This is a genomic window from Bradymonas sediminis (genome assembly GCF_003258315.1).
Taxonomy (GTDB): Bacteria; Myxococcota_A; Bradymonadia; order Bradymonadales; family Bradymonadaceae; genus Bradymonas; species Bradymonas sediminis.
This window is the reverse complement of record NZ_CP030032.1, coordinates 939,609-954,206: the sequence shown is the minus strand read 5'-3', so window position 1 is coordinate 954,206 and position 14,598 is coordinate 939,609. Positions and strand designations below refer to the sequence as shown.

At 60.8% G+C, this 14,598-nt stretch carries 6 protein-coding genes; 4 read left to right on the top strand and 2 right to left on the bottom strand.

Features of this window, described 5'->3' with window-relative positions:
- The first annotated feature begins 10 nt into the window (after positions 1-10).
- From recD to DN745_RS03575, 4 genes are all read left to right on the top strand, one after another.
- A complete protein-coding gene (recD, locus tag DN745_RS03590; protein WP_111332262.1) occupies positions 11-2,230 on the top strand; it encodes an exodeoxyribonuclease V subunit alpha in 2,220 nt (739 codons plus the stop codon).
- Positions 2,231-2,380: 150 nt separating this feature from the next.
- The gene (locus DN745_RS03585; RefSeq protein ID WP_111332260.1) at positions 2,381-3,418 is read left to right on the top strand and encodes a lipoate--protein ligase; all 1,038 of its coding nucleotides are present in this window, start codon (positions 2,381-2,383) and stop codon (positions 3,416-3,418) included.
- Between the two features lie 552 nt (positions 3,419-3,970).
- The gene (gene trpB / locus DN745_RS03580) at positions 3,971-5,176 is read left to right on the top strand and encodes a tryptophan synthase subunit beta (protein WP_111332258.1); all 1,206 of its coding nucleotides are present in this window, start codon (positions 3,971-3,973) and stop codon (positions 5,174-5,176) included.
- Between the two features lie 614 nt (positions 5,177-5,790).
- Positions 5,791-7,245: a catalase gene (locus DN745_RS03575; RefSeq protein WP_111332256.1), complete on the top strand. Its 1,455-nt coding sequence runs from the start codon at positions 5,791-5,793 to the stop codon at positions 7,243-7,245.
- Positions 7,246-7,314: 69 nt separating this feature from the next.
- Here the strand turns inward: DN745_RS03575 and DN745_RS03570 are convergent, their stop codons facing one another.
- Both DN745_RS03570 and DN745_RS03565 read right to left on the bottom strand, forming a co-directional pair.
- Positions 7,315-12,393, bottom strand: a complete 5,079-nt coding sequence (locus DN745_RS03570) for a DNA repair ATPase (protein ID WP_111332254.1) — start codon at positions 12,391-12,393, stop codon at positions 7,315-7,317.
- A complete protein-coding gene (locus DN745_RS03565) occupies positions 12,393-14,540 on the bottom strand; it encodes a flotillin family protein (protein ID WP_204355078.1) in 2,148 nt (715 codons plus the stop codon). The genes DN745_RS03570 and DN745_RS03565 overlap by 1 nt, the downstream gene beginning before the upstream one ends.
- Between the last annotated feature and the right edge of the window lie 58 nt (positions 14,541-14,598).

Below are 14,598 nucleotides of genomic sequence, written 5' to 3'. Positions count from 1 at the left end.
AGGAAATCTCATGAGTTCGACCCCGGTATTATTCCCCAGCGGCACGCTCCGACATAAATACGACCAGGCTTCGAAGGTCGACAGCACCGACGCGGTGCTCAGCGCCATCGCGCAGGTTTCGGGCAAGCTTTATATCGATCCGACCCTGGTCTGGACGGCCAAATATCTGGTGAGCACCGAGGCCGCCCTCGACGCTGACGACCGCCTTGGGCTGACGCTTATCGTCTTCGCCCTGCTGGTGTCGATCAGCGAGGGGAGCACGCGCGTGCCGCTGGCTCCCGAGGGCGCCGAGACCGACGCGAGCTACCTCAACACGCTGCTGGGGCGCCTCCACGACCTGCTCCAACAGGTCGCCCGCGGCGAGGGAAGCGCGGAGGCGGCCATCCCCCCGAACGCCGAGCAACTCCTGTCGGCGGCCAAAGAAATCGCCGCCATTCGCGGGTCGAACCCCGGCCAATTGCTGAGCAACGAGCAGCTCGCCACGCTCCTCGCCAGGGTCGACCCGATGGCGCGCGGCGAAGAGATCCCCTACCGCCCGCTCCTTATCTGCGGCCCGCCCGAGCGGCGCGCGCTGACCAGCGAGCGGATGCTGCGAAAAGAAGACGCCCTCGCCGAGCGCCTGATGAAGCTCAGCCGAAAGAGCGTCGACACGAATGTCGACGACGGCCTCGATGAAGTCGCCAATTACCCGACCTATTTTTGGAATGGAGGCGACTGGCAGGAGCAGCGCCTGAACCCGGCGCAGGCCCAGGCCGCGCAGTTCGCGACGCGCTCGCGCCTCGCCTTCGTGACCGGCGGACCCGGCACCGGCAAGACCACCATTATCGTGACGATTCTGCGCCAATTGGTGCGCATGGGCGTCAAGCCCGGCGATATCGCGCTGGCCGCGCCCACAGGAAAGGCCGCCTATCGCATGCGCGAATCGGCGCTCGAGCAGCTCAACTCCCTCGACAAAAACCCGCTTCGCGCCGACGGCCCGGCCCCGGCGGTCCCGCTCAAAGACCTGGAATTACAGCATTATCTTCCCGAGGCTCGCACCCTTCACCGCCTGCTCGAATACTCACCGGGGCGCGATATCTTCCGACGAAATAAGAAGAATCCGCTGGAGGCGAAGGTCGTCATCTGTGACGAGGCGTCGATGATCGACCTCGATATGATGCACGCCCTGGTCGACGCGCTGGGCGAGGAGACGCGGCTTATCTTGGTGGGCGACGCCGACCAACTCCCGCCGGTGGGCGGCGGACAGCCCTTTCGCGACCTCATCGAAGGCGCCCCCACCCACGCGCTGGCCGCCGACGGGCCGGCCCCCAAGAACGTCATGAGCGCCTTCACCACGCGCCTTGAGCATAGCTATCGTATGGACGCAAACGACCAGGGCGGCAAGAGAATCCTGGAGTTGGCCCGGGCGGTGCTGGCCTGCACCGAGGCCAACACCGCGTCGGTCCAGACGCACCTCGAGTCGATGGTTTCGGCCGAGAACCTGAACGCCTATCTCGCGCGCCCCGAGGGCGTGGCGCAGCTCGAGGAGGACGCAAAACTCGACGCGTTCCTGAGCGCCTGGTTCGAGCATTTCGTCGTGTTTCAGGAGGATGAGATGCCGGCGCGCGCCGAGTTTGAGCGCGGCGAGGACGGCTTCGACGCGGCCACGACCGAGGCGATTGAGCGTGTGTTTGAACACCACGCCAGGGCGCGAATCCTCTGCCTGACGCAGGTCTCAAAGACCGGCGCGCGCGCCATCAATAAGACCCTGCACAAGCGCTTCTTCGAGACCTATTCGGACCCGGATCGCCGGCCTAAGAACGCGCCCAAATTTATGCATCTCGAGCCGGTCATGGTCACCCAGAATAATTACGACCTCAATATCTTTAACGGCGATATCGGGCTGGTGGCGAAGGTCTCGCGCAGCGGTAAAAACGCGCGCCGAAAGGTCATCTTCCCCCGCTCCGACGGCGGCTGGCGCGTTATCTCCCTGGCTCAAATAAGCGGCCAACTCGAGCACGCCTTTGCCACCAGCGTGCACAAATCCCAGGGCAGCGAGTTCAAGCATATCGCGCTGGTGATGCCGCCCGAGACGATGTCGCTGCTGAGCAAAGAATTGCTCTATACCGCGGTGACCCGCGCCTCAAAATCGGTCACCCTGCTCGACCCGGCGGGGCTATTCGCCCGGGGCGCGGCGACCTCGATGGTGCGCCACACCGGCCTGCCCGAGCGCCTCGGGGTCTACGGCTAAGCCCGCCGAAATCAATTGCTTGTCAAAAGCGTTCTCAAGCGCGACGATGGCCCGGAATGGCGGTTTCTTTCGCCCTCCCGGGCCATTTGGGTTATCCCAGCAAACCGCCAACTACTCCAATTTACGCCTAAAATAATTCGGACCAAGCCCATGAAATATATCCAAAACCTGTCCAACGACCCCCAATATAACCTGGCCTTTGAAGAATATTGCTTCAAAAATCTGCCCAAAGACGAGGACTACGTCATCCTGTGGGTCAACGGGCCCTCCATCATCGTCGGCAAAAACCAGAACACCCTCGAAGAGGTCGACACCGAGTATATCAAGGCCCACGATATCGTGGTGGTGCGGCGGATCACCGGCGGCGGCGCGGTCTACCACGACCTGGGGAACCTGAACTTCTCCATCATCAAGGCCACCGGGAATTACGACGAGATCAACTTCCGCGAATATAATATCCCCATCCTAAACGCGCTAAAACGCCTCAATTTGCTCGGTGAGCTGTCGGGAAGAAACGATATGACCATCGACGGCAAGAAATTCTCGGGCATCGCGCAGTCCATCTGGCGCCACCGCGCCCTGAACCACGGCACCCTGCTCTTTGACACCCAGCTCGACGTGCTCTCCAAGGCCCTCACGGTCAAGCAGGATAAGATTGAGTCCAAGGGCATCAAGTCGGTGCGCAGCCGGGTCACCAATATCAAGGATTATCTGGCCGACGGCATCACCATCGAGGAGTTCAAGGGGCTGCTGCTCAAATATATTTTTGAGTTCGCCGGCGAAGAGCCCACCGAATATGTCCTGAGCGAGGATGAGCTCTCGGGTATCGACGCGCTCTACGAGGAGAAATACTCCCAATGGGATTGGAATTACGGGCGCGCGCCGCAATTTAGCTATAAAAACTATAAAAAATACCCCTTCGGCGGCATCGAGGTGAGGCTCGATATCAAAAAGGGAACCATCGACACGTGTAAATTCTACGGGGATTTCTTCGGCTCCGAAGGGGTCGAGAAGCTGGAAGCCCACCTGACCGGCCAGCCCTACCACGAGGAGGTGCTGCTGGAGTCCGTCAGCGAGGAGGCCCTGAAAAAATATTTCGGCGCCATCACCAAAGAAGAGTTCCGCGACCTGCTCTTCGAGCTCGCCGAGCAACCGGCGGAACCCGCGCCCGCACCGTCGGCTGGCTGATCACCCTCAGCGCCCCATATCGAGCATCCCCCCGCTCGCCAATTTAGGCTCAAAACGAACGATAGATCATCGCCGAGCCCCCGCCCTACCCCCGGCGAGCGGGGATGATCCATCGTCGGCCGGGGGGGTATACCCCCATTTTTGCGATACCCGACCCCCTCGCCCGGGGGGTCACCCGCACCCGTAGAGATATACGATATTCTCGGACGGCGCCGAGACGCGCCCGCGACGATCGATCATCTCCTCGTCTGGGGGTCAGGCGGCTCCCCCGGCGATAGATCATCTCCTCGTCTGAGGGTCAGGTCGCGCCCTCGACGATGGATGACCTGCTTGGCTGAGGGTCAGGTCGCGCCTCCGGCGATGGATCACCTGCTCGGCGGAGGGTGGGCGAAGGAATATGACTTTCTTTTCAGGGAATAGGCGTGCTATCGCTGCAGGTTAGCTCGTCCGGGTCCTGCCGGACGCTCTCCCTGCCAACCTTGCGTGAGCGCCGTCGCCCTGACGATGCCCGCTCCCTTAACACCCCAAACATCATATTTAGAGAAGTACGCCATGACGGAAAAAAAGAATTTTGCGCAGATGCCCGATGAACGCGGTTATTTCGGAGACTACGGCGGCCAGGTGGTCCCGCCCTTCCTCAAAGAGGTGATGGACCAGATCAACACGGCCTACGAGGAAATCCGCAAGACCGACGACTTCCAAAACGAATTGGCCATGCTCTACGCCGACTATGTCGGCCGCCCCAGCCCGATCTATTACGCGCGGCGCTTGTCCGAAAAACTGGGCGGCGCCCAGATTTATCTCAAGCGCGAGGACCTCAACCACACCGGCGCCCATAAGATCAACCATTGCCTGGGCGAGGCGCTGCTGGCCAAATATATGGGCAAGACCAAGGTCTTGGCCGAGACCGGCGCCGGCCAGCACGGCGTCGCGCTCGCCACGGCCTGCGCGCTGGTCGACATCCCCTGCGAGATCTATATGGGGCAGGTCGACATCGAAAAAGAGGCGCCCAACGTCACCAAGATGAAGATCCTGGGCTGCAATATCGTGCCGGTGACCCAGGGCGCGGCGACCCTCAAAGAAGCCGTGGACAGCGCGTTTGAGGCGTATCTGCAGGACCCCGAAAATATGTTCTACGCCATCGGCTCGGTGGTCGGCCCGCACCCCTTCCCCAAGATGGTGCGCGACTTCCAATCGGTGGTCGGCACCGAGGCCCGCGCCCAATTTATGGAGCGGCTCAACAAGCTCCCCGACCATGTCGCGGCGTGTGTCGGCGGCGGGTCGAACGCCATCGGTATCTTCAGCGCGTTTTTGGACGATGACGTAAATCTGGTGGGCGTTGAGCCGGCCGGCGAAGGCCTCGACAAGCCGGGCCGCCACGCGGCGACGCTTACGCTCGGCAAACCCGGCGTGCTCCACGGCATGGAGACCTACGTCATCTCCGATGAAGACGGCGAGGCGGGCCAGGTCCAGTCGGTCGCCTCCGGCCTGGATTACCCCGGCATCGGGCCGCAACATAGCTACCTCAAGGACATCGGCCGCGTGGATTACCAGAACGCCACCGACGTCGAATGCCTGGAGGCGTTCATGACGCTGTCGCGCACCGAGGGCATCATCCCGGCGCTCGAGAGCAGCCACGCGGTCGCCTGGGCGATGCGCGTCGCGCCGACGCTGGCCAAAGATCAGCATATTTTGGTCAACCTGTCGGGACGCGGTGATAAAGACGTCGATTATGTGGCCGAGCGCCTTGGGCTCTGATTCGCCCCATATGATCGCCTCGGCGGGCGATTCAACATGCGGAGCCAGACCCTCGGGGTCTGGCTGATATACGCTGGTTTGCCAGACCTTGAAGGTCTGGCTCCGCATTCGTGTTGCGTCGCCTTCCGGAGCCAGACCCTCTGGGTCTGGCTAGTGAATGCTGATCTGCCAGACCTTGAAGGTCTGGCTCCGAATGATTTGTCATTCCGCCACCGTCCGGAGCCAGACCCGCTGGGTCTGGCTGATATACGCTGATCTGCCAGACCTTGAAGGTCTGGCTCCGCATTCGTGTTACGTCGCCCTCCGGAGCCAGACCCTCTGGGTCTGGCTGATAAACGCTGGTCTTCCAGACCTTGAAGGTCTGGCTCCGCATTCGTGTTGCGTCGCCTTCCGGAGCCAGACCCGCTGGGTCTGGCTCCGGGCTTGTTTCGGACGCAGCTAGAAACTTATCGGCTCATCGCTTAAAGTCCCACCACACACTCTCACCTGCCCCGCTACGGCCCCGCAAAGCTGCAATAATAACCGGGTCTCGATTGTTATACGGGCGACTGTGCCGAGTTCGAGCACACGATTATTTGGTGAGCCAATCCTATCTTAGATGTGAGGAGATGAGCATGACGGACGCAAAAAACAAGAAAACTCAAAAACTTACCACAGCGACCGGCAGCCCGGTGGCGAGCAATCAGAACTCCTTGCAGGCCGGCCATCGCGGACCGTTATTGCTTCAGGACCACCATCTCCTCAGCAAACTCGCTCACTTCAACCGCGAGCGCATCCCGGAGCGGGTTGTCCACGCGAAGGGTTCCGGCGCGTTTGGCACGCTCAAGATTACCCACGACATTAGCAAATACACCCGGGCGAAGGTCTTTTCTGAGGTCGGCAAAGAGGTGCCGATGCTCGCGCGTTTCTCGACGGTGGCCGGCGAGCGCGGCGCGGCGGACGCGGAGCGCGACGTGCGCGGGTTTGCGCTCAAATTCTATACCGAAGAGGGCAACTGGGATCTGGTCGGCAATAATACGCCGGTCTTTTTTGTGCGCGACCCGCTCAAATTCCCCGACTTTATTCACACCCAAAAGCGTGACCCCAAGACCAACCTTCGCAGCGCGACGGCGATGTGGGATTTCTGGTCTTTGAGCCCCGAGAGCCTGCATCAGGTCACCATTCTATTTAGCGACCGCGGCCTGCCCACAAGCTACCGCCATATCAACGGTTATGGCAGCCATACCTATAGCCTCATCAACGCCGATAACGAGCGCGTGTGGGTCAAATTTCACTTTAAGACCGCCCAGGGCATCAAGAATTGGACCAACGCCGAGGGCGCCGAGCGGGTCGGTGAGGACCGCGAGACGCACCAGCGCGACCTCTATGAGGCGATTGAGCGCGGCGATTATCCCCGCTGGAATTTCAAGATTCAGGTGATGACCGAGGAGCAGGCCAAGCAGACCTCCTATGACCCCTTCGACGTAACCAAAGTCTGGCCGCATGGGGACTTCCCGCTGATCGACGTGGGCTATTTCGAGCTCAACCGCAACCCGGAGAACTATTTTGCGACGATCGAGCAGTCTGCGTTCTCGCCGGGCAATGTCGTCCCGGGCATCGGCTATTCGCCGGACCGCATGCTCCAGGGACGCATCTTCGCCTACGGCGACGCGCACCGCTACCGCATCGGCGCGAACGCCGAGCATTTGCCCGTCAACCGGCCGAAGTCGCCGGTGAATAACTACCAGCGAGACGGCGTGATGGCCTATGGCGACAACGGCGGCCCGGGCGTCAACTACGAGCCCAATAGCTTCAACGGTCCGACCGAGAGCCCCGAAAACGCCGAGCCGGCGCTGGCGCTCGACGGCCTCGCCCAATCCTATGACCACCGCGAGGGCAACGACGATTATACACAGCCCGGCAACCTCTACCGACTGATGAGCGAGTCGCAAAAACAGGTCTTGGCCGACAATATCGTCGCCGCGATGGCTGGCGTCCCCGAGGAAATTCAACGCCGCCAGCTCGCCCACTTCAGCGCCGCGGACCCAGACTACGGAGCGCGCGTTAAGAAGGGTCTCGGACTAAAATAAGACTCCACGCCGCTCGATAGAAAGCCCGGCCTCGATTCGAGAGGCCGGGCTTTTTTCGGGTTGGATTCGTTATTCCGCCGGCTGGCCGCTCGTATCCGGTGTATTCGTGCGCGGTTTAGGAAGCTTCGGCGCGCCCTTCTTCGCCGAGCGCGTCGCCAACTCCAGCACCTCGCGGATATCACCCAACTGACTCGCCACCCGCCCGATCGGGTCCTCGTCGCCCTGCTGGTTGCGCCGCCGATACTCGCCCTTGATCTCTTCCCAACGCGCGCGCTCGCCCTCGGTCATCGTGCCGCGAAGCTCGGCGAGTTTGAGCAGGTTCTGCTCGCTGCCGCTGGTGAGCGTCTGGCTCTCCTGGTCGTAGTGATTGTCGATGAGCGCCTGGACCTCGGCGTCGTTCATCGCCGACGCGATTTTGGCCGCCATCCGATTCATATTTCGATAGCTACCCTGCAATTGGAACGGCGGCTCGGTGCGGTAATTATCCTCTTTGCCCGCCGACTCGATATATTGCTGGTTGACCTTGAGGACGACGTCCCGGATCTGGTTCATCTTCTTCAAAACATTGACGATTTCGCCAGCCTCCACCGAGGAATACGCGTGGTCGAATTCGCTCAAGGGGATCTGCATTCCGGCGGCCAATTTCAGGAAGCGCGCGATATCGCCGCGCTCGCGGCGGGTCAGCGGCGCGGTGACCGGGTTCGAGGTCAGCGCGTTCTCGATATAGCTCATCTCGAAGACGTCGCGCTTGCCGCTTAGGATATCGCCCAGGTTATAGGTGTCGGCGCGGTTGGCGAGCATATCGGGGATGCGAAAGCGCGCGCCGGACTCGGTATAGGGGTTTCCTGCCATGATGACCGCGAAGCGTTTGCCGCGCAGATCGTAGGTCTTGGGCTTGCCTTTCCACACGCCCTCGATGCGGCGAGTAGCGTCGCAAAGAGAGATAAATTTTTGCAAAAATTCCGAGTGGGTATGCTGAATATCGTCGAGATAGAGGATGACATTATTGCCCATTTCAAGGGCGAGGTTGATCTTCTCGACCTCCTGGCGGGCGGTGAGGTTTGGGGCCTCGGCCGGGTCCAATGAGGTGACATTATGACCCAACGCCGGGGCGTTGATCTTCATAAAAATCACGCCCAGGCGGTCGGCGATATACTCCATCAACGTCGTCTTACCGTAGCCAGGCGGCGAGATAAGCAGCAGGAGCCCGCTGCGCGCGCTGCCGCTATCATCGCCCACGGTACCCATCTGCTTGGCCAGGTTATCGCCGATGAGCGGCAAGTAGACCTTGTCGATGAGTTGGTTTCGCACGAAACCGCCGAAGACCTGCGGCTCGAGGTCATCGATGCGCAGGCGCAGGCGCTCGCGCGCCAGGATATCGCGGCTGGCCTGGCGATACGCCCGGTAGCCGGGCACCTGCACCGCGAAATAGCGGCGCAGCCGGGTCAAAAACTCGTCGAGACGCAGCAGGAGCTTGCCCTTTTGGATGCGCGGATGGTCGCCCAAGAGGTCGGTAATTTCGACCGAGGTTCGGGTCTCTGCGCTCTGCCGCTCGAGCTTTTTATCGCAGAGGATCAACGCGGCGACCTCGGCCAACAGATGCTCGACATCTTCCTTGACGTGGGTGCGCGCGAAGCCGGCAATCCAGGCCATCGCGAGGCGCCAACTCGCGCTGACATTATCGCCCAGCGCCGCCAGATCTGCGTCGAAATCGAGGCGCGCGTGTTTCTGGTCGAGGAAGCCTAAAAACTTATCTCGAAGCGCTGCGGCCTCGCTGCTCTCGATAAAACGAGGGGTCTGGTCGACGAGCTCTTCGGCCAGGTATTCGCCCGCTTCGGCGATGAGTTTGGTGCGCCCCGCGAAATCACCAAATTGCCGCGCAAAGGGCTCGATTGCTTCGGCCAGGTCTTCGCCCAGACGTTGAATCGGCTCGGCGTGGCCGAGGCTTTCGCGCAGGCGACCCAGGCTGAGCGCCCGGGTGCGCCAATGGTCCCGACTGCGGATAAGGTCCCGAGATTCCTGGGTTTCTTTATCGATATGCGAAGAGGTCGAATACGCCCAGAATAGGGTCGCGAGCGCGCGGCCTTCGGGGGTAAAGCGCAGCAAGCCGGCGCTGGCGTAGAGCCCCAAAAACGCGTCCAAAATGCGGGCGGCATCTTCGTCGTGCACGCCGCGCTCGTAGCCGTCATTGAAGTTGCGATTAATAAAGTCGCGGGCCAATGATTTTAATTTAGCCGGGTCGTCCGGGTTCTCCATGCGCCCCTCGACGCGCATTTTTTCGATCACGCCCATATCAAGGTCGTGCTCGTGCTGCTCGGCGGCAAAGAGGATGGAGGCGGCGAGGTATTCGCCGCGATACACCTCGTCGGTCTCCGAGATCAGCGCCTGGCTCCAGAAGGGACGCGTCTTCTCGAATTCAGGGTCCTCCAGGGGCTCCAAAAACTCGGTGCCGCTGATATGCAGGGCCATCGCGTCGGCGTGGGGCACCAGGGTCAACTCAGTCTTCTGGGTGTGCACGCTAAAGCGGTGGCGCCCGAATTGAATGACGTCGTCGCCGCCGGCGAAAAGATCAATCTTATCGCGCAGTTGGCGCGCGGATTTATCGCGAGCGGAGCGCAGGCGCGACTCGATATCATCGGCGCGCACGCCCTCGTTAAACGCGCGCAGATTCTGGGCGAGGTCGCGCACCTTCATGACCATCGGGTCAGCCGCGAAATAGCCGTTAAGGTCTTCGACCGACTTCAGGCTCGACGCGCGCCGAACCACGCCTTTTAGGATACGGTCCGCGCTGGCGGCCATATTATCCGCGCGGCGCCGGCGCGCCTCGACAAGCGCGCGTTTGCGGGATTCGAAGACCTCGTAGAGCTCGTCGCGCTTCTCGGCCAATTGGGTCAAAAAGCCATCAAAAGAGCTAAAGCGGCCTTCGAGTTCCTCGAGTTGGGCCATCAAACGCGTGAGATGTTCGTCGCAATCCTCAGGTTCATTACAGATGCCCAGGGCGCTCGCTATACTCTGGCTAAACAGTTGAATTTGCACGCCAAACTCAGCGCGACCTTCGGATTCGGCGAGTTCCTTGAGGCGGCGTTGAAGTCGCGCACGGTCGCGGTTTTGGCGGCCCAATACTTCGCCGATATTCTCCAAAATCTTGGTGCGCTGCGTCGGGTCGTCGACCTGCAAAGTGCTGACAACTTCGGTCAAAAGATTGAGCCCGGCGTTGATCTCGTTGAGCTGCTCCTCGAGTTCGCGACCGCGTTTGGTATCGGCAAGTGTCTCAAGATCCGACTCCAGCTTGGTGAGGCCGTCGCGATAGGTTTTAAGCGCCTCCTCGTCGAGTAGAAAATCAGCGGCCGCCTTGCTCAATTGGTCGTATTGCTTGGTGACTTCGACCTCGAGCTCGTCGAGGCGAGCCACGTCGATATAGCGGGTATCTTTGAGCGTGATCAGGCGACCTCGCTGCTTTCGCAGGCGCCCCAACCCGTCGACAAAACGCTCAATGCGGCGCCAATCCTGGTAGCGCACGTCGGTGAAGAGTTCGCGCTGAGCGCTCTCGACCTCGACGATCGCGTCGCGCGCCTTCTCTTGGAGCACGGTCACTTTTTGGAATTCGTCGATGACCAAACCGGCGGTCGAGACCATCTCGCGGGCGACGCTGGCGAGGTCGCCGACCTGGGCGTCGCTCAGCCAGAAGTAGCCGTCGATGAGCCGCTGGGCGCTGGCGATCAGCGCCTCGTAGACGGGCATCGACGCGGCGAGTTCATCGACCATGCCGGCAAGGCTATAGGCGTCGGAGATGCCGCGCACGAGCTCGGGATTGCCGATATTCGAGAGCAGCGAATCATCCTGCGGCTGGCTCGCCGCGAACTCGTCGCCCACAAAAGGCGTCTGCCAGATTTGCATCGGATGCACGCGGGTCGGCTCGTCGCCCTGAAAGCGAAAGACGATCATCGTGCCGTCTTCAAAGAGCGAATAGCCCTGGCAATTGATGGGATTTTGGACGTCTTTGCGGATGACATTATAGGCCAGCAACAGATAATTGCCGTCCTGCGGGCGATAGAAGACGTAGAGCACATCCTCACCGTTGGCCGACCGAATCACCTGGTGAATGCGCATGCCCTCAATCTCGCCGTCGAAGCGCCGCGCGCGACCGTTGGAGAGGACGAAGCCGCCGGGAAAAACGACGCCCTGCTCCTCGGGGAGTTGGATGCAGGATTGGCCGATGGCGTCGAGGCGCTCGACCTCCTTGGTCAGCGTATTAAAGACAAAGTAGCGCCATTTGTCTTCGCGATAGGGCAGGATTTTGATGAGGATCAGGTTGCCGACTTTGGCCCAATAGCACTCCGCGTCGCCCAGCGATTGATGTTTATCCTCAACGGGTTCGCGGTAGATGCCCTGGCCGTCGGCGGTGTTGTCCTCGACCTTGATCGTAAGGTCGCCGCCGACCGTCTCAACGAAGACTTCGTCGATGATGCTGATATGCGGATTCTTGCCCAGGACATGATGCTCGCGCCCGAGCGCGCGCCAGTCAAAGTCGTGGGAATCCGGCAACTTAAGGTCGCGGTCGCCGGCGTTGTCGAGGTATTGAATATCGTCGTTTGCGTCGAGGCCCCAGCGCAAAACGCGCCGGTCCCCAAGGGTTGAGCCGACCTGAAAAATAGCGAGCAAACGCCCCTCGACGCGCAGCAATTGGGCGAGGCGGGTGTCTTTATAATAATTATAAAGCTCGTCGAAATTCTGGACGAATTTCGGGTCGCTTAGGAAATTATCAGAGGTCTCCTCGGGCAAGGGGCTGAGCTGAAAGGTCGCCGCCGAGTCGGGGTCTTTTTCACGGCTAAAATGATGCAAAGTGAAGACGTCGGCGACCTCGGTTTTGGTCTTCAGCCCCATCTTCACATTATAGCCGAAGAGCAGCTTCTGGCCGATACTGACGATATCGCGGGGGACGCAATTATGCTCGGTGCGCACGCGCTCCTGGCCGACCACGCTCATCTCGGTGCCGCCGAATTTGGCGGCGCGCGCGTCGTTGAGGGCGTCGGTGCGCCGGCGCAACTCCTGGGCCTGGTCTTCCAGGCGGCGCCGGATGATATCGTAATTGCTGCCTTCAATCCCCGCCTCAGTGGGCGGGGCGGTGCTACTCTCCGAGTTCGACATCACTCTCCGGGCGTCAAATCAGTCACGAGGTCGGGATCGATATGACTCGCGTTTGGATCCTGTGAGCGCGTGGCGCTCGACTTGGCGGGGCCGGTAAAATGCTCCATGGCGCGCTCGACCACGCTCTGAGCGGTCGGGCTATTGTCGAGGAAGCCCTCGACCATTTTGCCCACCGTGAGCGCGTTGGTGAAGCTCTTGAAGAAGGCTTCTTGACCGCCGACGATGGTCATGTCGGCAGCCTTAAGCGCCTCGGCGAAGACGCCGGCCTGGGCGTTTGCGATGTCAACATTTTTGGCGAGCTGCTCCATGCCGAGCTCGCGGTCCAGGTCGAGCTTCATCTGGAATTGCTCGAAGGCGAGGGATTCGGCGTCGAATAACTTCATCGCCTCGGCCTTCTCGCTCAAGCCCTCGGACTCGGCCAACAGGCGGGCCTTGAGCACGTTGGCGCTGGCCATCCCCTGCATCTCGACGGCCTTCGCGTCGGCCTCTTTGACGCGAACATCGGCCATCCCGTGCTGTTCTTTGGCGAGCGCGTCGGCCTCTTTGATGCGCACTTCGACCATGCCCTGCTTCTCGGTGGCCAGCGCGTCAGCCTCTTTGATGCGCACTTCGACCATGCCTTGTTTTTCGTTTGCCTCGGCGTCGGCTTCCTTCAAGCGCACCTGGACCATGCCCTGCTTCTCGATGGCAAGCGCTTCGGCTTCCTTGATGCGAACATCAACCATACCCTGCTTCTCATTGGCCTGCGCGTCGGCTTCTTTGACGCGCGCCTCTGCGAGCCCGAGCGCGGCCTCCTCGGCTTCGACACCCTCGGCGAGCAGCTTCTTGGCGCGCATGGTGCGCTCGGCGGCCTCGACCTCGGCGTCGGCCTCGATGACACGCTGCTTGGCGCGGAAACCCGCGGCGACCTCGGCGGCCTCGGCCTGTTTGATATCCTTGACCAGCGCCTCTTCGGCCTGGGCCTCGGCGGCGGTGATGGTGACCTTCTTCTGACGATCGGCCTCGGCGATGGTGCGCAGATCCTTGATGCGCTCCTCTTCCTCGGCGACGGTCTTGTCGACGACGACGCGGTCGCGCACGATCTCGGCGATATTCTTCTTCTCGGCCTCGACCTCCTTATCCGCCTCGATACGCTGCAGGCGGGTCTCCCGCTCACGCGCGATAATCTGAAGCTGACGCTCTTTTTCGACATGCTCGTGCTCGACCGCGATGACGCGCTCGCGGTTTTTCTGGGCGACTTCCTGCTCGCGCAATTTGTTAATCGCCTGGACCTCAATCTCTTGCTGCGCCTTAAGCGTGGCGACCTGTGCGCGGGCGAGTTCCTTGGCGGTCAGCTCTTCGGCCTCGGCTTTCTCGCGGGCCTGGACGACGGAGACTTCACGCTGCTGTTTGGCTTCAGCCTCGGCTTCCTGGCGGGCGTATTCGAGCATCGCCATATGCGTCTCGAGGTCGTCCTTTCCGATATCCTTTTTGGCTTTGTTTGAGAATTCGTTGGTGCGGTAGCGCTGCTCAGACGTCAGCTCGGTAATCTTTCGGATGCCCTGGGCGTCGAGGATATTGTTGGGGTCCAGGCTCTCGACCGGGGTCTGCTCAAGGAAGTCGATGGCGGCGTCCTCAAGGACATAACCGTTGAGGTCCTGGCCGATGATCTCGATGATCTTCTCGCGAAAATGCACACGCTCCTGGTAAAGCGCGACGAAATCGAGCTGCTTACCGACGGTTTTAAGCGCCTCGGAGAATTTCGAGACGAAGAGCTCCTCGATCTTGTCCTGGTCGCTGGCGCGCTTGCAGCCGACCGACTGAGCGACGCGCAGCACGTCCTCGCGGGTCTTATTGATGCGCACGAAGAAGGTGACCTTGATGTCGGCGCGGATATTATCCTGGCAGATAAGGCCTTCTTTACCACGACGGTCGATCTCGACCGTCTTGAGCGAGATATCCATGATCTCGGCGCGGTAGATAATCGGCAATACCACCGCCCCGCTGAAGGTCACGCGGATATCGCTGAGCGTATTGACGATCAGCGCCTCGCCCTGGTCGACCTTGATATAAAAGCGCATCACCATCGCCACGATGGCGGCGAGCCCGAGCACGGCGAGCACGATCCAAAATAGCAGGCCAAATTCCATCGCTCCCAAAGCTTCCATATCCATGCGTTTACCCGTGTGTTGTTTTTGTAAATTCTAGCGCCGCCGCGAATCGAGC